Annotated in this window: 16 protein-coding genes and 2 tRNA genes; 10 read left to right on the forward strand and 8 right to left on the reverse strand. The window is 39.1% G+C overall.

Annotated features, from left to right (window positions below; genetic code table 11):
* The first annotated feature begins 237 nt into the window (after window positions 1-237).
* The 5 genes from H4J54_RS15675 to H4J54_RS15695 all read left to right on the forward strand — a co-directional run bounded on the left by H4J54_RS15675 (window position 238) and on the right by H4J54_RS15695 (window position 7,874).
* Window positions 238-1,284: an isoaspartyl peptidase/L-asparaginase family protein gene (locus tag H4J54_RS15675; protein ID WP_182191936.1), complete on the forward strand. Its 1,047-nt coding sequence runs from the start codon at window positions 238-240 to the stop codon at window positions 1,282-1,284.
* A gap of 187 nt (window positions 1,285-1,471) precedes the next feature.
* Window positions 1,472-1,912 (forward strand): CreA family protein, encoded by a 441-nt coding sequence (locus H4J54_RS15680; RefSeq protein ID WP_182135554.1) that lies wholly within the window; start codon window positions 1,472-1,474, stop codon window positions 1,910-1,912.
* Window positions 1,913-2,053: 141 nt separating this feature from the next.
* A complete protein-coding gene (locus tag H4J54_RS15685) occupies window positions 2,054-2,839 on the forward strand; it encodes a hypothetical protein (RefSeq protein ID WP_182191937.1) in 786 nt (261 codons plus the stop codon).
* A 661-nt stretch (window positions 2,840-3,500) separates the two neighbouring features.
* On the forward strand, window positions 3,501-7,487 hold the full coding sequence (gene hrpA, locus H4J54_RS15690; RefSeq protein WP_220464313.1) for an ATP-dependent RNA helicase HrpA: 3,987 nt from the start codon (window positions 3,501-3,503) through the stop codon (window positions 7,485-7,487).
* Between the two features lie 87 nt (window positions 7,488-7,574).
* A complete protein-coding gene (locus H4J54_RS15695; protein WP_182191938.1) occupies window positions 7,575-7,874 on the forward strand; it encodes a PilZ domain-containing protein in 300 nt (99 codons plus the stop codon).
* A 90-nt stretch (window positions 7,875-7,964) separates the two neighbouring features.
* On the opposite strand, the gene H4J54_RS15700 is transcribed toward H4J54_RS15695, so the two are convergent.
* Window positions 7,965-9,155 carry a class I SAM-dependent methyltransferase gene (locus H4J54_RS15700; RefSeq protein WP_182135525.1) on the reverse strand — a complete coding sequence of 397 codons (1,191 nt, stop codon included), beginning with the start codon at window positions 9,153-9,155 and terminating at the stop codon, window positions 7,965-7,967.
* A gap of 163 nt (window positions 9,156-9,318) precedes the next feature.
* Between H4J54_RS15700 and H4J54_RS15705 the strand changes: the two genes are divergently transcribed.
* Together H4J54_RS15705 and H4J54_RS15710 are read left to right on the forward strand one after the other, a co-directional pair.
* On the forward strand, window positions 9,319-9,588 hold the full coding sequence (locus tag H4J54_RS15705; RefSeq protein ID WP_182191939.1) for an acylphosphatase: 270 nt from the start codon (window positions 9,319-9,321) through the stop codon (window positions 9,586-9,588).
* Between the two features lie 144 nt (window positions 9,589-9,732).
* Window positions 9,733-10,701 (forward strand): NAD(P)H-quinone oxidoreductase, encoded by a 969-nt coding sequence (locus tag H4J54_RS15710; RefSeq protein ID WP_182191940.1) that lies wholly within the window; start codon window positions 9,733-9,735, stop codon window positions 10,699-10,701.
* An 11-nt stretch (window positions 10,702-10,712) separates the two neighbouring features.
* Here the strand turns inward: H4J54_RS15710 and H4J54_RS15715 are convergent, their stop codons facing one another.
* The 7 genes from H4J54_RS15715 to H4J54_RS15745 all read right to left on the reverse strand — a co-directional run bounded on the left by H4J54_RS15715 (window position 10,713) and on the right by H4J54_RS15745 (window position 14,484).
* Window positions 10,713-11,630 carry a tetratricopeptide repeat protein gene (locus H4J54_RS15715; protein ID WP_182191941.1) on the reverse strand — a complete coding sequence of 306 codons (918 nt, stop codon included), beginning with the start codon at window positions 11,628-11,630 and terminating at the stop codon, window positions 10,713-10,715.
* Window positions 11,631-12,551: 921 nt separating this feature from the next.
* A complete protein-coding gene (locus H4J54_RS15720) occupies window positions 12,552-12,758 on the reverse strand; it encodes a DUF1653 domain-containing protein (protein WP_182191942.1) in 207 nt (68 codons plus the stop codon).
* A 17-nt stretch (window positions 12,759-12,775) separates the two neighbouring features.
* The gene (moaE, locus tag H4J54_RS15725; RefSeq protein WP_182191943.1) at window positions 12,776-13,234 is read right to left on the reverse strand and encodes a molybdopterin synthase catalytic subunit MoaE; all 459 of its coding nucleotides are present in this window, start codon (window positions 13,232-13,234) and stop codon (window positions 12,776-12,778) included.
* A gap of 1 nt (window position 13,235) precedes the next feature.
* Window positions 13,236-13,484, reverse strand: coding sequence for a molybdopterin synthase sulfur carrier subunit (moaD, locus tag H4J54_RS15730; protein ID WP_182191944.1), 249 nt, complete (start codon window positions 13,482-13,484; stop codon window positions 13,236-13,238).
* Window positions 13,485-13,486: 2 nt separating this feature from the next.
* Window positions 13,487-13,987, reverse strand: coding sequence for a cyclic pyranopterin monophosphate synthase MoaC (moaC, locus tag H4J54_RS15735; protein ID WP_182191945.1), 501 nt, complete (start codon window positions 13,985-13,987; stop codon window positions 13,487-13,489).
* Window positions 13,988-14,270: 283 nt separating this feature from the next.
* Window positions 14,271-14,347 (reverse strand) — tRNA-Met (locus H4J54_RS15740).
* 60 nt (window positions 14,348-14,407) lie between these two features.
* Window positions 14,408-14,484 (reverse strand) — tRNA-Met (locus H4J54_RS15745).
* A gap of 357 nt (window positions 14,485-14,841) precedes the next feature.
* Between H4J54_RS15745 and rlmKL the strand changes: the two genes are divergently transcribed.
* Genes rlmKL through H4J54_RS15760 form a run of 3 tightly spaced genes read left to right on the forward strand, consistent with a single transcriptional unit; the run spans window position 14,842 to window position 19,115 of the window.
* Complete coding sequence (rlmKL, locus tag H4J54_RS15750; RefSeq protein ID WP_182191946.1) at window positions 14,842-16,968, forward strand: bifunctional 23S rRNA (guanine(2069)-N(7))-methyltransferase RlmK/23S rRNA (guanine(2445)-N(2))-methyltransferase RlmL; 2,127 nt, start codon at window positions 14,842-14,844, stop codon at window positions 16,966-16,968.
* Between the two features lie 11 nt (window positions 16,969-16,979).
* Window positions 16,980-17,210, forward strand: a complete 231-nt coding sequence (locus H4J54_RS15755; RefSeq protein WP_182191947.1) for a glutaredoxin family protein — start codon at window positions 16,980-16,982, stop codon at window positions 17,208-17,210.
* 3 nt (window positions 17,211-17,213) lie between these two features.
* Window positions 17,214-19,115, forward strand: a complete 1,902-nt coding sequence (locus H4J54_RS15760; RefSeq protein ID WP_182191948.1) for an ATP-binding cassette domain-containing protein — start codon at window positions 17,214-17,216, stop codon at window positions 19,113-19,115.
* Window positions 19,116-19,138 lie beyond the last annotated feature (23 nt).

The raw sequence follows: 19,138 nt of genomic DNA on the forward strand, positions 1-19,138 counted from the left end.
AATATTATGCTAACGTTATTTGATGGTATGACCAGTACCATAGCGAAAGCGTTTATTAATGTCTACATTGAGTTAGCTTTGTCTGGGCTGAAAACTTGTAAAAGTAGAGAATTTATCGCACATTGTTAGCTGAGATCGTTAGCCGATAGGGTTAGCATATTATTAGCACCTAATTATTGTGGCAATATTATACAAAGCGTTGCAGCGATATAACATTAAAAATTACGGCGAAATCACATGAAAAACAAATTATTGTTCTCAACTGTTTTAACCTTAGCAAGCGTGCCGCTGTTTATGCATGCTGCTGCGCAAGCTCACCAAGAGCCGGTTTTTGCTATCGCTATACACGGCGGCGCAGGCACAATAAATAAAAGTAAAATGACTACAGAAAAGCGTAACGCCTATGAAACTAAGTTAAAACAAGCGCGTGATGCCGGTTATGCTCTGTTAGCAGATGGAAAATCTAGTCAAGCGGCTGTTATTGCCGCTATTCAAATATTAGAAAATTCGCCATTGTTCAATGCCGGCAAGGGCGCAGTTTACACTTTTGATGGCGAGCATGAACTTGATGCCTCGATAATGAACGGTAAAACCTTAAATGCCGGCGCTGTATCAGGAGTGAAAACCATCAAAAGCCCAATAGCGTTAGCTGAAGCCGTGATGGAAAAGTCGGTTCATGTCATGCTCAGTGGCGAAGGGGCGGAAGTTTTTGCGAAACAACAAGGCTTAGCAAGTGTTGAAAATAGCTATTTTGATACAGATGCAAGATACCAGTCGTTATTAAAAGCTAAAAAGCAGTTAGAAGAGCAAGAAAAAGCGCTGAAAAACTTTCAAGCTGCTCATCAAACACTGGGTAATGAATATAAATTTGGCACAGTGGGCGCGGTGGCACTGGATAAATCAGGGACATTAACAGCAGGGACTAGCACAGGCGGCATGACCGCGAAACGTTTTGGGCGTATTGGTGATGCACCCATTATTGGTGCGGGTACATACGCGAATAATGACAGCTGTGCTGTTTCAGCAACAGGTCACGGTGAATATTTTATTCGCTATCATGTCGCCGCAGATATCTGTGCTCGTATGCAGTATCAGGGCATTAGTCTTGAGAAAGCCGCAGACGTAGTGATAAATGATGTTTTAGTTAAAGCGGGAGGCTCAGGTGGTATTATCGCGATTGATACGGCGGGTAATATTACTATGCCATTCAATAGCACAGGTATGTATCGTGCGAGTAAATCGTCAAATGGTGCAGAATTTATTGGGATATTTAAAGATGATTAACAAATTGATGACTTTGCATACGAGACTTATTTCAAAAAACAGATTGGTTTCAAAAAATAGATTGGTTTCAAAAAAAATAGTCGTGGCAAAAAATAGCGTGACGTCGAAAGGAGAAATTACCTCAAGGCGCTTTATTAATGGGCCTCACATAAGCCACTTGAAAAGCTTGCTAGGCTTATCTATCGCTATGGTACTTGTCGGCTGTTCAGATGACGTGGGTAAAGTTAGCCTGGGATTATTTACCACAAAAGACGTGGTTATCAACGCTAAGCAAGACCCGATTGTCACTGGGGTAACCTGTCATATTAGTCATGTTGAAGCCGATTTAGATTTTTCTGATCCATCAGATATGAGTATTGCCTGTCGACAAACGGGTGAGATATCCGCGCAAGCTTTAGCAAAAATTGATCGCTCAAAAAATGGGGAAGTAGTCTTTAAAGAGTCAAAAAGTATTTTATTTAAAAGCTTAAAAGTCAGACGTATTTATGATGCTGAAAATAAAAGCCTTATTTACCTGTCTTATTCAACGAAAGAGTCGTCTGGTAGTCATCACCATTCATTATCAACTGTGCCTTTATACAATACTAAAGCTTGGCAATGGGCCTTGGCTCAAGATGTGAAAAATTAGGCGTTTAAGGCCTTTAACTGATGAAAGTGAAGCATTAACCTGTGGGTTATAACCCATGTTAACTTTTGATTTTATTTGTAGTGTTGTTAACTTGATAACCCATAAAATCAAAGAGTAAAGATTTAAAAAGTAGTATAAATTATGTTAGTAAAACTGTTTAGTCCGAAAGAAATTATTGATGAAAATACCCAAAACTGGATATTTGATACCTTTGCATGGGCCATTGAAAATTTTGAAATTAATGTGCTTAAAAATGATAGTCGTTTAATACTACCGACCAATGAGTTTTATCCTGGCAAAGTTAGCAGTATTGATGAAATGGCTCAAGCTATGTTCATCAACACCAAAAATTACGCGGGCATGCAAAAGTGGCCGATACAACTTTCATCAGCTACACCGGAATCAAATACCGCCATTGAAGATTTGAGTTTAGGGCCAATTATTAGAGGCGATCATGCTGAGGTTGCCATAAGCAATGGCAATGAAGCCTTAATACTTGGATTTACCCCCAACCAAGTAAATCAACCACAAGACTTAATTGCCGCTATTAGCCAAACACTGGCCAGTATTTTGGTGATTTCAAACAAGGTTATGCCGCCAGGGGGTAAAGAATATTTACCACAAGCGACAGATCTTGTCGCTTGTTTTATGGGCTTTGGTGTTATTTTTGCCAATACAGCTTATCAATTTAAAGGCGGTTGTGGCGCTTGTAATAATGCCAGTTTAAACCGCCAAGCGTCATTAACCGAACCTGAAACTTTATATGCATTAGCCCTTTTTTGCGTCTTAAAAAAAGAGTCAATGAAAAATGTTAAATACCATCTAAAGTCACATTTGAAAAAAGATTTTGTTAACGCTTATAAAAGCATTGAACAATCGCTTTCAAGCACGACACAACCGGCCTTATTAGCTTTGGTTAGTGAATAGTTTACAAAAACTAAAAACTGTAAATGTTGAGCTATATAGCTCAACAGGGCTGTTAGGTTATGAAGTCAACTGCTTAGGGTTAGAGAGAAAGTTAGTACTTTAATTAAAATTGCTTTTACGGGTGATTATCAACGTATCGCTATTTTTTGTCCTTTCTGTAGGTCGGACTTTAGTCCGTCAACCGTTTAGTCAGTGGTAAATCTGATGGGTTAATTCAGATCTGTCGTGGGTATTTTTATTTGGCTATGTGTTAAGCACGGTTAAATTGCATTTAACTTGATGGGCTAAAGTTCAACCTACAAAGGCCCGGATAAAACTTATGGGTAATTGCGTCGCGTTTGGCGATTTTTTGTAGGTCGGACTTTAGTCCGTCAACCGTTTAGTCAGTGGTTAATCTGATTGGTTAACTCAGATCTGTCGCGGGTATTTTTTATTTGGCTATGTGTAAGCACAGTTAAATTTCATTTAACTTGATGGACCGAAGTTCAACCTACATAGAGCCTAAGGGTGATTAGATAGCGTTGTGCAATTGTTTTTTAGGTCTATCTTCACTCTGTCAACCGTTAAGCGGGCAATTTTCAATTAGAGCGGGTATATACTTATTCATTTGCTATTGCTTACCTGTTAATATAGCTTTTTTGTTATCTGTTTTGAGTCTGTCTTGTCTACTGCAATCACCGCAACTTCCACTGCTACTAAAAAAGCTAATAAAAACGTCACCGTAAAATCCCTTTTTAACCTTTTAGAACAGGTTAAATTATCTGATAAAGCGCGCATTAAAAAGCGCTTATTAGGTGTTAAAAGTATTACTGACCAGAGTAAGCAAGAAAAAAGCTTACAGCAAATAGCGGCATTGATTGAACAATCGATAGAAAATAAACAATTTCGTCTCGCTAACGTACCTAAATTTAGTTACCCGGAAGCTTTACCGGTTTCACAAAATGTTGATGTTATTGCTAAAGCTATTGATGAAAATCAAGTGGTTATTATTGCGGGCGAAACTGGCTCAGGTAAAACCACCCAAATTCCTAAGATATGTTTGCAGCTTGGCCGTGGTATTGACGGTATTATTGGTCATACTCAACCCCGACGTATCGCTGCTAGAACGGTAGCCAACCGTATTGCAGAAGAACTCAACACCAAGTTAGGTGACGCCGTTGGCTATAAAGTGCGCTTTAATGACCAAGTGGGCAAGCAAAGCTATATCAAGTTAATGACCGACGGTATTTTGTTGGCAGAGATGCAAAAAGACCGTTTGTTACGTCAATACGACACCTTGATCATTGATGAAGCGCATGAACGTAGTTTAAACATTGATTTTATTCTGGGTTATTTACGCCAAATTCTCCCTAAACGTCCTGATCTAAAAATCATCATTACTTCGGCAACCATTGATCCTGAAAAGTTTGCCCAACATTTTGCCAGTGCTGCTGGTGTTCCTGCCCCCATTATTGAAGTATCGGGTCGAACTTTTCCGGTTGAAATGCGTTATCGGCCACTGAACGAGGCAAGTGATGAAAGCAATGATGATGGTGATGTTATTTCAGGCATTCTTAATGCGGTTGATGAGTTAGGCACCGATGACAGTGGCGATATATTAGTGTTTCTCAACGGTGAACGAGAAATTCGAGATACCGCACGCTCATTAGAAAAAGCAAACTTACGCCACACTAATGTGCTGCCGCTATACTCTCGTTTAACCGTTGCCGAACAAAATTTAATATTTAAACCCCATACTGGCCGTAATATCGTGTTAGCCACCAACGTTGCTGAAACCAGTTTAACCGTGCCGGGCATTAAATATGTTATTGACCCGGGCACCGCAAGAATTTCTCGCTATAGTTACCGCACCAAAGTGCAACGCTTGCCGATAGAGGCTATTTCTCAAGCCAGTGCTAACCAACGTGCTGGTCGTTGTGGCCGTGTATCGTCAGGGGTCTGTATTCGTCTTTATTCAGAAGAAGACTTTCTAAACCGCCCTGAATTTACCGACCCTGAAATACTGCGCACTAATTTAGCGACCGTTATATTGCAAATGTTGTCCTTAGATCTAGGCGAGATTGCTGACTTTCCATTTGTTCAACCACCGGATAAGCGCAATATTACTGATGGGGTGAAATTATTAGAAGAGCTGGCCGCGATAGACGCGAAAGCAAATAAAGTGACCTTAACGCCAATAGGGCGCTCGTTAGCAAAATTTCCTATTGATCCACGTTTAGCTAAAATGATTTTAACTGCGGCAGACTTTGGCTGTATTGAACAAATATTTATTATTGTCAGTGCCTTAAGTATTCAAGACCCACGTGAACGTCCACACGAAAAGCAACAAGCAGCAGATGAAAAACATAGCCGCTTTAAGAACAAACAATCTGATTTTGTTGGTTTATTAAAACTGTGGAGTTATGTTGAAGAACAACAAAAGCAACTAACCAACAATCAATTTCGTCGCATGTGCCAAAAAGAATTCTTGTCCTATGTGCGTATTCGAGAGTGGCAAGACATTTACAGCCAGCTAACGCATTCGTTACGCGAGTTAAAAATTCCGATGAGCCGCATCGAAGTAGACTTATCAGAAGAAGCTGAAAAAAGCGCCACTAATCCAAATGTAGATATTGTGCATCAAGCGATATTGTCAGGTTTACTCAGTCATTTAGGTCAACAAGATGAAAACCGAGAATATAAAGGCGCACGTGGCAGTACCTTCTTTATTTTCCCAGGCTCTGCCTTAGCTAAAAAATCGCCTAAATGGTTAATGGCGGCAGAGCTAGTTGAAACCAGCCGTTTATTTGCCCGTATGGCCGCAAAAATTGACCCTTTGTGGATTGAACCCCTTGCTCAACATTTAGTTAAACGTAGCTACAGTGAACCGCATTGGGAGAAAAAGCAGGGCGCTGTGATGGGCTTTGAGCAAGTATCACTCTACGGCCTGATTATTGTTGCTAAGCGTAGTGTACACTTTAATCAAATTGAACCTGATACCTGTCGTGAAATTTTTATCCGCGAGGCGTTAGTTAATGGTGAAAGCACGATTAAAGAGGGATTTTTAAAAGATAATTGTCAATTAGTGAATGAAATTGAAGCATTAGAGCAAAAAGCCCGACGCAGAGATTTTTTGATTGAAGAGCAGAAATTAGTCGACTTTTATACTGAAAAACTACCAGAAAGCATTACTTGTCAACGCAGCTTTTTAGCATGGTGGAAAAAGCAAAAACAAGCCGACGCCAAACTATTAAACTTTACCAAAGCCTTTTTGTTAAAAGAAAGTGCGGTTAAGTTATCGGCCACTGAATATCCTGAAACCTGGCAGCAGGGCAGTTTAACCTTACCGCTGAGTTATCATTTTAACCCGGGCGATGTCGACGATGGTATTAGTGTTTTGATACCGCTAGGGATATTAAATCAAGTGGAAAATATTGGTTTTGACTGGTTGATCCCCGCTTTACGGCTTGAGCTTATCACGGCATTAATTCGAGCTTTACCTAAAGCATTAAGGCGTAATTTTGTGCCTGCGCCTAATTACGCCGAAGCTTGTTTAGCGGCAATCACTAACGCTGATGTCGCATTAACTACCGCCATTGAAAAACAGTTGTTAAGAATGACCGGTGCTCGTCTACCTGAAGACGCTTGGCAAGGTTTAGCGCTAGTACCGCATTTATCGATGAATTTTAAAATTGTTAATGAACATGGCAAATTGATCCAACAAGGCCGCAAGCTCGACGAATTAAAAGACAGTTTACAAGGTAAGGTGCAAGCGTCGATTAAAAAGGTCGCTGACAAAGGTATTGAACGCAGTAATATCGACCAGTGGGACTTTAAAAGCTTGCCAAAAAGCTATGAAAAGACAGTCGCTAATATCACCATAAAAGCCTTTCCAGCTTTAGTGGATAAAAATAAGTCTGTTGCTATCGAGTTATTTGAACATGAAAGTTTAGCTGAACAAGCCATGCTTGACGGGGTCAGTCGACTTGTTTTACTGAGTATACCGTCGCCAATAAAATATTTGCAGGAAAAGTTACCCAATAAAGCTAAATTAGGGCTGTATTTTAATCCCTTTGGTTCGATAACTGATTTGTTAGATGACTGCATTGTTGCTGGCTGTCAATTTTTAGTTAGCGAATACGGCGACTTACCTCGTGCTCAAGCAGAGTTTGAGGCTTGTAAAGAACATGTTCGTGCAGAAATTGCGGATTGTGTCTTAAGTGCGGCGATTAAAGTCGAGCGAGTATTAAGTCTGGCGCACGATGTACGCAAAAAAATGAAAGGTAAAATGTCGTTAAATGTTGTGCAATCTCATGGTGATATTAAAAGCCAATTAGAGGCTCTAGTTTTTAAGGGCTTTATCACTAAAGCGGGATACCAACGTTTGGATGATATTGCCCGTTATTTAAGCGCCATGTTACGACGATTAGAAAAGTTACAAATAGACCCTAATCAAGACAGGTTGAAAATGTTAGAGCTTGAAAAAGTACAAAAATCATTAGCTACAGTCATTGCTCAACAGCCTAAGGGTCAACCAATAAGTAAAGCCTTAATGCAAGGTTATTGGCTGATAGAAGAGTTGCGGGTATCACTTTTTGCACAAAATTTAAAAACACCTTTTCCAATTTCAGCTAAAAGAATATTGAACTACATCAAAGAACATGCATAATATTAGTCAATAGTTTGACAGTTATCGTTACCATAAGTATAAGTATAAGTGAAAGCGTACTAACGATAAAAACACAATGGAGTAGTGATGGCTAATTACGATGATAAACGGAATTTTTATCGCATGATGTTAAACAGTGAAGTAACCTTGACCATTATTGACGATGAAGCTAATAGTAAGGCTTTAGTCACATGTCGTGATTTAAGTGCAACCGGTATAGCGATTGAGATGCAGCACCCATTAGAAATAAATACAGCGGTGCGTATCAGTGTTCAGTCGGTCAACAATGCTGTGCAACCCTTAAATGCTACAGGCAAAGTAGTGAGAGTGACGGAAGATAGCCCAAACTGTTATCTGATTGGCGTTAATATTACTGAGATCGATTAAATTAGCCGAAATTAGTAGTTAGAAAAAAGTTTAGCTACTAATCTTTAGCCACTAATAACTAGTGGCTAAAGATGGTTTTATATAGCCAAGTTACTCAACTTGGCAGACTAAACCTTTAAGATAGTAACCTTCAGGGTAGTTTGACGATACCGGATGATCCGCGGCTTGGTGTAATCGGTCAACAAAGTAAGCATTTCTTTTCGCGTCTAATGCCCCATCAGCAACCACTTTTTGAAATAAACTTGATTCCATTAAACCAGAGCAAGAAAAAGTTAATAAAATACCATTAGGGTTAAGCAACTGCATGGCTAACATATTGATATCTTTGTAGCCACGACATGCACCCGTCAGTTGAGCCTTTGATTCAACAAACTTAGGTGGGTCGAGAATTATCATGTCGAAAGTACGTTTTTCTTCGCGGTATTGACGCAATAATTTAAAAACATCCGCTTTAACGAATGAGATGTTTTTATCTTCTAACTGATTAAGCTCAACGTTTTTCTTAGCTAAGTCTAATGCTGATTCAGACACATCAACATTAATGACTTCTTTAGCGCCACCCGCTGCACAATGTAGCGCAAAAGTGCCGGTATAAGAAAAACAGTTTAATACACTCTTATCACGGGCATACTTACCTGCGGCAAGACGAGATTCACGTTGATCTAAATAAAACCCCGTTTTATGACCCTTAGCCACATCAACATGAATTTTAATACCGTACTCTTCAATAATACATTCTGTTGACGCTTGTGGTTCGGTTAACCAACCTGTTACTGGCTCTAAACCTTCTTTTTTACGAACATCAACATCTGAACGCTCATAAATATGGCAACCCGGATAAAGTTCTTTAAGGCATTCAACTAAGGTATAGCGGTGCAAGTCGGCTCCTGCGCTCAGTAATTGGCAAACAATTAAGTTGTCGTATTTATCTATGGTGATACCAGGCAGGCCATCAGACTCGCCAGCAATAAGTCGATAGCCGGTTAAACCGTCTCTTTCGATAAACCAATCGCGTCTTTTTTGCGCACTTAACAATTTATTACGAAAAAAACTGCTATCAATTTCTTCATCAATATCAAAACTCCAAACCCGAATTCTAATTTGAGATTCTGGAGAATATGCGCCTTTAGCGAGCCAGTTGCCTTTGTTGTCATAGACATCAACCGTGTCACCAAGTAATGGGTTACCTTTGATTTTGTTAATTGCTTGAGAAAAAATCCAAGGATGTTTTCGGCGTAATGATTTCTCACGAGCAACTTTTAAATAAATTCTTGCTGACATAGGCCTATACTTATAATTACAATAATAATGGCGCGAGTGTAGTCAATGCATGGCGAGGGTGCAATGGTCAATTTTAACTATTTTTCATTTCAAAACTTTGATGGGAATGAAAGTTAACAATAACAATAACAATAGCAATAAGCTTAATTTAAGGTGAAAAATAATGGATGTAAGTTACATGGCACATGTCAGTGGCAAGGTTCAAGGCGTTTACTTTCGGGTTTCTAGCCAACAGGTTGCGATTGAACATAGTTTAAGTGGTTACGCGCGTAATTTAACTAATGGCGATGTAGAAGTGCTAGTGTGCGGTGAAAAGAAAAATATTGATAAAATGCTAAAGTGGCTAGCAAAAGGTCCTCCAGAAGCACAAGTGGTGAAGGTTGACGCTAAGCAAGTACCATTTCAGGAACATAATTTTTTTTCGATTGGCTAATTTTATATTTTTATCAATGTACACAAACCTGCACATTAAAGCATAGCGGATATTTTATTTTGATCTAAACTTTATCACATTGGTATTTAAGGTTAATTAAGGCAAACTAGCTATTATAAAAAACCGTGGATAAAAGGAAATAAATTGCGTTATATAGCCATTAATGAACAGCAGCAGTTAAGTCTAGATGAAATTGATAAGCCAGTAATAAGTGACGATGAATGCTTAATCAAAGTCAGGGCTATTGGTGTTAATCGCGCAGATATTTTGCAAAAAAAAGGCCAGTATCCACCTCCTCCTGGTGAATCAAGCATACTCGGCATTGAAGCTTGTGGTGAACTTGTTGCTATTGGCGGGTTACAAACCCGTTGGAATGTTGGCGATAAGGTTTTTGCTATTGTGCCTGGTGGCGCCTACTCAGAATACGTTAAAGTCAAAACCGATCACTTAATAAAGCTGCCTGAAAATTTAAGCTATGCCCAAGGCGCGGCAACAGCCGAAGTTTATTTAACCGCTTATCAATGTTTATTTTCCATCGCTGACTTACAGCCAAATGCTAAGGTACTTCTTCATGCCGGTGCTAGTGGTGTAGGCACGGCGGCTATTCAACTAGCTAAACAACTTAATTGCTCAGTAACCGTTACTGTCGGTCATGAAGACAAAGTAGCGGCTTGTAAAGCACTGGGCGCGGATGAAGCGATAAATTATCACCAAACTGACTTTGTGACTTGGGCAGAACAACAAAAACAAAGCTATGACGTTATTATCGATGTGGTTGCCGGCGAGTATGTTAACAAAAACATTAGGGTATGTGCGCTAGATGGCCATATTGTTATCTTGTCTATGCTAGGTGGCCGTTTTGCGAAAAATATTGATGTCGCTAAAATGCTTGCTAAGCGAGTAAACCTACATGCCACCACATTACGTAGCCGAAGTAATGAATATAAAACCCAGTTAATTAAAGCATTTACGCAAGACTTTTATCATTGCCTTGAAGTGGGCTCAATCAGCCCGGTTATTTACCAAGAATATAGCTGGCATGAGGCAGAAGTTGCCCATCAGGTTATGTTGAATAATGAAAACATTGGCAAACTAATACTCACTGTAGATTAGTGCCATGAGCATTAGTGCTCGACGGTAAGTTCAGTGCTTAAATTGCGTACTTTAACATTAACACCCGTGGCAACTAGGTTTTTAAAAAAGTCATAAATTTGGCAAGATGAAAGTTGTTTACAGACAATTTCATACTTTAAAATGGCCGGTTTGTGACTTTGCAGTGCCGCCTGATTCAGCCAATAAAGTGCTTTGCTAAGGTTTTTTTCTACGTATTGTCCATTAATATACATTTGTGCAAGGTTCACTTGTCCTTGTGCAAAGTTGTAGTTTGCAGAGGTAGTAAATAACTCAAATGCTTGTTTTAAATTGGTTTCACTGAACCGCTGGTTAAGGAAAGCCTCACCCGTTAAATTCTCTCTTCGACCTTGAATAAAAATATTACTACGATATTTTCTTGGCTCAGGCCCTACGCGCTGTCCTAAAAGTTTGTCGTTAATAGGTCGCATCGCTTGATAAATAGCACCGGAAGCCAATTTTTGTTGAATTTCTTGATGGTTATAATCAAAGCGCTTAGCCTCGAAGTAGTCTTTATAAGTTAGCTGGCCATAATAAATACTGTTGATGGTCGCGTGTTGGTTGGGATAATAAAAACTGCCATAAACTAAGGTAATAATGTCACCCGTGATATCAACTACTTTGGCAATACGATATTTTTCATTGGGTCTTAGGTTATGGCTTACTATACGAAAATCAAACAAATAAATATCATTGATTTTTGGTATTGCTACTATTTGGCGAGTTTGTTGTTGATCACGATTAGTTTTATAAATAACATAATAGCTGTAATAGGCCAGACATAATAATACGGGGATTAATAATGATTTTTTTGAAGATATAAAGTGCTTAAATTTCGGTATAAAAGCCGATAGCTCGAGTCGCTGAACTTGCACGTTGTTACTATTTTCAACCCTACTTGCTTTAAACATTATATGTCCCTATAAAGATGAATTAGCCTGACAAAACACTATTAGTAAACCATCATGAACCCTGAAAAATATGTGTTGTTATTATGGTTCACATCAACTCTAACATTTTCAATGGCAATATTATTAAAATATTGGGAATGCGGGTTAAATAAATGAATAGAGTCAAGACAGTAAATGCTAGGTGGTGTAAACCCTGCACTTTGGATTAGCCGGGTCTATCCAACATCCATTATTTTCAAATCCGGGTCTATCCAACATCCATTATTTTCAAATAGAGCCTTAATTTGTTTTCTTCCCTTAGCGTTAGGTGATTTTTCTGTCGGTTTTTTGTAGGTTGGACTTTAGTCCGACAACTGTTAAGCGTGCTATTAACAAGATCGGGCCACCAAACATTTGCAGCAGGTGTTTTTTCGCTCGGCATTTACAACAAACACAGGTAAATTTAATTTAACCCGATGGACTAAAGTCCAACCTACATTGAACCCACATAAAGCCTACGGGTGATGATGTAGCATTAGGTAATTGTTTTTTAGGTGTTTTGTAGGACGGACTTTAGTCTGTCAACTGTTAAGCTGGCTATAAACGTGATGGGACCAACAAACATTTACAGCAGGTGTTTTTTCGCTCGGCATTTATAACAAACACAGTTAAATCTCATTTAACCTGATGGACTAAAGTCCAACCTACATTGAATCGACATAAAGCCTATGGGTGATAATGTAGCATTAGGTAATTGTTTTTTAGGTGTTTTGTAGGACGGACTTTAGTCTGTCAAATGTTAAGCGGGCCATTAACGAGATGGGACCAACAAATATTTGCAGCAGGTATTATTTTTTGGTCGCTCGTATTGATGCTCAAGGCAGTTAAATTTAACTTAACGTGATGGGATAAAAGTCCAACTTACATTTTTAGTTAACTATCTTAACCAACATATTGAAATCGTTTGAGCTGCTTTCCATCTCTTTCAATAATTTCATCAAACATAGCAAGGGGCCTAACCCAAATCGCTCTTTCACCGTATTCAGGTTGATAAACCACCATAGTTTCTTCAGTTTCACTGTGCGTTGCTAAGTGTAGTACTTGGTAAAAATTACCTTTAAAGTGTTGATAACGTCCGGCTTTTAGCATGAATAATCTCATTGTTTCTAGTTTGTTAGTTTTGTCGACCATTGTTGTGAAATTTTACTGTCACTGGCTTTGGCTTCTAACCATTTACTGCCTTCACTGGTTAACTCTTTTTTCCAAAACGGGGCTTTGGTTTTTAAAAAATCGATAAGAAATTCGCAAGCAGCAAAGGCCGCTTTTCGATGTGGACTCGTAACACCAATAAAGACAATTTGTTCACCAAGGGTTAGATCGCCAACACGATGTATAATAGTCACCTTATTAAGCGGCCAGTGTTCGCGCGCTTCAGCCTCTATTTCACCCAATACCTTCTCTGTCATGCCAGGGTAGTGCTCTAGCGATAATCCTTGCACTCCAAGCCCTTCATTAAAGTCTCGGACTTTACCAACAAAAGTGACTACAGCGCCATCTTGGTTGTCATCTGCGAGTTTTTGATACTCATCTGCAACAACAAAATCATTCTGTTGTACGTTGATCATATTAGCCTCCGGTAACAGGAGGGAAAAAAGCGACTTCATCACCGGCATTGACACTATGTGACCAATCGGTGATCTGCTGATTAACCGCAACAAGTAAGCTATCAGCCGACATAACCTTGGCCCATAAATCATCTGTGTTAGCGAGTTGTTGTCGAATTAGCTCTGTTGTCATATTTTCACTGGCCGATATTTGCAAGCTATCGGTGGATAATTGTTCGCGTAGGCGAGCAAAAAACAAAATTTTTATCATGATTAGCTCCTTTCTTTAGTCGCAGGGTTATGAAGATAGCTGCCTGATTTTCCACCTTGTTTTTCACATAAATGGATATTGGTAATAATCATGTCTTTTTGTACCGCTTTACACATATCATAAATCGTCAGGGCTGCGGTTGAAGCGGCAGTTAATGCTTCCATTTCTACCCCTGTTTTACCTGAAAGCTTACAAAGCGCAGTGATTTTTACCCGGTTTTGCTTTGGCTCTGCAATTATGTCGACTGCTATTTTTGTCAGCATAAGCGGGTGACAAAGCGGAATAAGCTCACTGGTTTTTTTTGCCGCCATAATGCCAGCAATTCTGGCGGTCGCAAATACGTCACCTTTATGATGTTTTCCTTTGACAATCATCGCGAGGGTTTGCGCTGACATTTCAATATAGGCTTGAGCAATGGCGGTACGTTCAGTAACAATTTTTTCAGTTACATCAACCATATGGGCATCACCATTAGCATTGATATGAGTAAATTCGTCGCTCATCAAAAAATATTCTCTTAATTATTAGCTATTCAGCTTTATGTAAATTCACCGTTTATAGTACCTTATCTGAAGGTTTATTTAGTGATTTATATTAAAAAAAATGATTTGATATTAGTATCAAGTGATTAATAAAGTATTTATTAAAAATTGCAGTGAGCGTATTTAATTTAAGGTATCAGTAGGATGATTTTGATTTAGCTGTATTTAGGTGCTATTTGAAGTTTTCATCGTTGTTAGATTAAAATAACGTTGATTTTAGAGAGATTAGAAGGGTATATAAAATTGGTTGCGGGAGCAGGATTTGAACCTACGACCTTCGGGTTATGAGCCCGACGAGCTACCAGACTGCTCCATCCCGCGTCCGAATGGTTTAAGTAAACACTTAAACAAGCCAAGTTGTTTTAATTCAAACTTAAGAATTGGTTGCGGGAGCAGGATTTGAACCTACGACCTTCGGGTTATGAGCCCGACGAGCTACCAGACTGCTCCATCCCGCGTCCGAATGGCTTAATAAATTAGCCAAGACAACTTGTTTTAATTCTAGCTTAAGAATGCTTTAAATTGGCGGTTAACTGCTTGCCTTAAAGCGAGGCGTATAATAAGGATACATCATCTTATTTGCAACATGTTTTATGCTTTTTTTAGCGATTAATTTCATTTATTTATGACTTGTTGTTTTTTTGCGCGCGAATGACTCGTATTTCAGACGATTAGTTGAAATCAGGCTGAATTTAAAATAAACAGCGCTTAACTTGCCAGATATTGTTAGATAGTTTGCGCTAATTTGTAAAAGGCCTATAAGTAGCACGTGTCTTTGTTTATAATCGCGGCATAAATTAGATTGGGAAACCTATATGCAGCAATTTTTAGCATTAACCTCACCAGGTATAGAAATATTACTGGCGCAAGAACTTAAAGATTTGAAAGCCGAACAAGTTGTTCAAAAGCCTGAGGGCGTTTATTTCACTTCAACGATTGAACATGCGTATCACATTTGTCTGCGCTGTCGCTTATCCACTCGCATACTGCTGAAATTGGCTGAAGGTGACGCCAGCAATAAAGATGAGCTTTATGCGGTAGCAAAGTCAATCACTTGGTCGGAAATGTTCTCTGTAGATAATACCTTTGCTATTGATTTTGTTGGTACAAGCGATGAAATTAGAAACAGTCAATTTGGTGCCTTAACGGTTAAAGATGCGGTTGTTGACCATTTTCGCGATTTAAACCAAGAACGTCCTTCAGTTGATAAGTCAGCGCCACAGATAAGTTTTCAAGCACGTTTGTTAAAGCAAAAAGTTGTTATTTATTTAGACTTCTCTGGCCGTAGTTTATTTAAAAGGGGCTATCGAGAGCATTCGGGTGCTGCGCCATTAAAAGAACATTTAGCGGCCGCTATCATTACTCGTTCTGGTTGGTTAGAAGATACCTCTAAGCCTTTAGTTGACCCTATGTGTGGTTCTGGAACTATAGTGATAGAGGCGGTATTAATGGCAGCGGGTTATGCACCTGGCATTGATAGAGCGCAATGGGGCTTTGATTTTTGGTTAGGGCATCAGCCTGCCGCCTGGAAATCAGCAAGGTCTGCTGCCATTGAACAATCACATGTTGGTTTAACGCAGCTTAAAACTAAAGTGTTTGGTCTTGACCTTGATAACCGAGTATTACAAACCGCCCAGCAAAATGCTAAAAATGCCGGCGTACAAAGATTTATTGAATTCTCGTGTAAAAATGCTAATGACATAAAAAATGCCTTTGGTCCTAAAGGTACTATCTTATTTAACCCACCCTACGGTGAACGAATAGGTGAATTACCTGAACTGGTAGAAAGCTTTGCTTTGTTAGGGCAGAAGTTTAAATCTCATTTTGTTAACTGGCGAGTGGCTGTTTTAACCGCCAATGCTGAATTGTTAGCCATGATGAAAATGGTGACTTTAAAACGTTATAAGTTTAAAAATGGCCCGTTAGATTGCCAATTTGCACTTTATAATTTAGATGATAAGCAAGTATCAAGCAGCAATGTTGATACTGAATTTGATGGTAAAGACTCAGACTTTGGTAATCGCTTATTAAAAAATAAGAAAAACTTGAAAGGCTGGCTTAAGCAAGAAGACATAGAATGTTATCGTTTATATGATGCCGATATTCCTGAGTATAATGTAGCGGTTGATGTTTATGGCGATCACTTGGTTATTCATGAGTATACGGCGCCCGCCATTATTGAGCCTGAAAAAGTGGCGAAAAGATTACAAGAAGTGGTTTATTTTGCCCCTAAGGTGCTTGGCGTGCCCACCGATAAAGTTATTATTAAAACGCGGGCAAAGCAAAAGGGCAAAGATCAGTACCAACGGGTTGAACAAACCAAAAAATCTATGGTGGTGCATGAATATGGCGCGAAATTAAAAGTAAACCTTTGGGATTATTTAGATACCGGGCTGTTTCTTGATCACCGTAAAACTCGCCAAATCGTTGCGAAAAAATCAGCGGGTAAATCATTATTGAATTTGTTTGCCTATACAGGTTCGGTTTCTTTGCAAGCGGCATTGCATGGCGCGGATACGGTAACCACGGTTGATATGTCGAAAACTTATTTAAGTTGGGCACAAGATAATTTTGTACTGAATAATCTCAGTGGTCATAAATATGACTTTATTCAAGCGGATTGTTTGCAATGGTTGAAGAAAAATGAGCAAAAATTTGATCTAGTGTTTATTGACCCACCCACTTTCTCTAATTCAAAGCGCATGGGGGAAAGTTTTGACGTGCAACGTGATCACATTAGTTTAATTACTGATGGAGTAAAATCACTTGCTGCGGGTGGTGAGTTAATTTTTACCAATAATAAGCGTAATTTTAAAATGGATTTTGACGCTATTTCTGCCTTAAATTTACAGGTGCAAGAAATAAGCGAGAAAACACGAGATAAAGACTTTCAACGCAACAAGCATATTCATAACAGTTGGTTGATTACACGTAAGGTGTAAGGTGAGTTAATATGTCGGTAAAATTTAATCTTTATGGCAGCGAAGGCTGTCATTTATGTGAAGAGGCTTTGGCATTATGCCTAGCCGTTATGCCAGCAGCAGATATTTGCGTGATCGATATACTCGATGACGATAAGCTAGTTACGCTGTATCGTGTTCACATTCCTGTTTTAGAACGTATTTCGAGCCAAGAAAAATTATTTTGGCCATTTGAACAAGCACAAGTTTTGGAGTTACTGTAGTTTATGGAATTAATTCGTATTTCCCAAGGTGAATTAGCCTTCGGCGAAGACAAAGTTTTAGATAAAGCGGACCTGAGTGTACAAACTGGCGAACGAATTTGTTTAGTCGGTAGAAATGGTGCTGGAAAATCAACCTTAATGAAGGTATTAATGGGTTTTCAAACCTTAGATGATGGCCAAGTGCTTAAATCTAGCACTATGCAAGTCGCGATGTTAGAGCAAGATCCTCCAGAAACTTCAGATATCAGTGTTTTTGATTATATTGCCCAAGGTGTAAAGGAAAATGCGGATTTAATTAAGCGTTATCATGCGATTATTCATGATGTTACTGAAGACCCATCAGACAAAAATCTCAATAAATTAGCCAATGTTCAAGATCAACTTGAAGTGGCAAACGCTTGGCAAGATGAACAACGTATCGAGCAAGTGATGACAACCTTGGCGCTGATTCCGGATGATAAAATTTGTGACCTTTCAGGTGGTTGGTTACGTAAGGTCGCATTAGCTAAGGCCTTAGTGACCGCACCTGATATTTTATTGCTTGACGAACCCACTAACCATTTAGATATTAAAAGTGTTTTATGGTTAGAGTCATTTTTAAAAGACTTTGCTGGCACGATACTTTTTATTAGTCATGATAGAGCATTTATTCGTGGTGTATCGACACGTATTATCGACCTTGATCGTGGTATTTTGAAAAGCTACCCAGGTAACTATGATCTGTACATAGAGCAAAAAGCGCATGACTTGCAGGTTGAATCACAACAAAACTCGCTATTTGATAAGAAGCTGGCAGAAGAAGAAGTGTGGATCAGACAAGGTGTAAAAGCTCGTCGTACACGCAATGAAGGTCGAGTAAGAGCACTTGAGAAACTTAGAGGTGAACGCCAAGCTCGTCGCGAGGTTCGCAATCAAAGTACGATGAATATCACCCAAGGCGACCGTTCAGGTAAGCTGGTATTTGAAGCGGAAGATATAACTATCGCTTTTGATGATAAAGTTATTATCAAAAATTTAGATTTATTGATCACCCGTAATGACCGTATAGCCTTTATTGGTGCAAACGGTACGGGTAAGTCGACCTTGATTAAAATGATTATGGGCAATCTTGAAGCTACCAGCGGTAAAATGCGCTCAGGTGTTAATTTAGATATCGCTTATTTTGATCAACATCGTGAAGCCTTAGATCTTAACCAAACCGTGCAAGAAATTGTGGGTGAAGGTAAGCAAGACGTTGTGGTAAACGGTAAACCACGACATGTATTAGGTTACCTACAAGACTTCCTTTTTAGTCCTAAGCGTGCACGAACACCGGTTAGAGCCTTATCGGGTGGTGAAAAAAATCGCTTGTTACTTGCTCGGTTATTTTTACGCCCCAGTAACCTATTGATTTTGGATGAGCCAACCAATGATTTGGATATTGAAACCTTAGAGCTATTGGAAGAAGTCGTTGCAAATTACGCAGGAACGGTTATTTTAGTTAGCCATGATCGCGACTTTGTTAATAACTGTGTCAATAGTTGCTTGTATTTTGATGGTACCGGTCACGTTTCACAAATCGTTGGTGGCTATGATGATGTTGATGATTACTTAGCTTATAAAGAGAAGCAACGTGAAACAGCGACTAAAGCCGTTGTTAAAGTTGCTGTGGCTGAAAAAGCCGAGAGCAAGGTTAATACCCCAGTTAAGAAAAAACGCTCATTTAAAGAGAAAACAGAGTTAGAAAACTTACCTGGGATTATTGATGAACTTGAAACATCAATTGCTGACTTGCAGGAAAAGGTCAATCACGCTGACTTTTTTAGTCAAAGCCAAGAGCAAAGTAATAATATATTGAACCAGTTAGCTATACATGAGTCAAAACTCGAAGTTGCCTACGCTAGATGGCAAGAATTAGATGATTAATAACAAAAGTGAGTTTAGTAGTT

It is taken from the genome of Colwellia sp. MB3u-8 (genome assembly GCF_014076985.1).
Classification (GTDB): domain Bacteria; phylum Pseudomonadota; class Gammaproteobacteria; order Enterobacterales; family Alteromonadaceae; genus Cognaticolwellia.

Bases quoted from the DNA above. Each gene is read 5' to 3' on its own strand.
- H4J54_RS15675 (WP_182191936.1), top strand. From the start codon at position 238: ATGAAAAACAAATTATTGTTCTCAACTGTTTTAACCTTAGCAAGCGTG.
- H4J54_RS15680 (WP_182135554.1), top strand. From the start codon at position 1,472: ATGGTACTTGTCGGCTGTTCAGATGACGTGGGTAAAGTTAGCCTGGGA.
- H4J54_RS15685 (WP_182191937.1), top strand. From the start codon at position 2,054: ATGTTAGTAAAACTGTTTAGTCCGAAAGAAATTATTGATGAAAATACC.
- H4J54_RS15695 (WP_182191938.1), top strand. From the start codon at position 7,575: ATGGCTAATTACGATGATAAACGGAATTTTTATCGCATGATGTTAAAC.
- H4J54_RS15700 (WP_182135525.1), bottom strand. From the start codon at position 9,155: ATGTCAGCAAGAATTTATTTAAAAGTTGCTCGTGAGAAATCATTACGC.
- H4J54_RS15705 (WP_182191939.1), top strand. From the start codon at position 9,319: ATGGATGTAAGTTACATGGCACATGTCAGTGGCAAGGTTCAAGGCGTT.
- H4J54_RS15715 (WP_182191941.1), bottom strand. From the start codon at position 11,630: ATGTTTAAAGCAAGTAGGGTTGAAAATAGTAACAACGTGCAAGTTCAG.
- H4J54_RS15720 (WP_182191942.1), bottom strand. From the start codon at position 12,758: ATGCTAAAAGCCGGACGTTATCAACACTTTAAAGGTAATTTTTACCAA.
- moaE (WP_182191943.1), bottom strand. From the start codon at position 13,234: ATGATCAACGTACAACAGAATGATTTTGTTGTTGCAGATGAGTATCAA.
- moaD (WP_182191944.1), bottom strand. From the start codon at position 13,484: ATGATAAAAATTTTGTTTTTTGCTCGCCTACGCGAACAATTATCCACC.
- moaC (WP_182191945.1), bottom strand. From the start codon at position 13,987: ATGAGCGACGAATTTACTCATATCAATGCTAATGGTGATGCCCATATG.
- rlmKL (WP_182191946.1), top strand. From the start codon at position 14,842: ATGCAGCAATTTTTAGCATTAACCTCACCAGGTATAGAAATATTACTG.
- H4J54_RS15755 (WP_182191947.1), top strand. From the start codon at position 16,980: ATGTCGGTAAAATTTAATCTTTATGGCAGCGAAGGCTGTCATTTATGT.
- H4J54_RS15760 (WP_182191948.1), top strand. From the start codon at position 17,214: ATGGAATTAATTCGTATTTCCCAAGGTGAATTAGCCTTCGGCGAAGAC.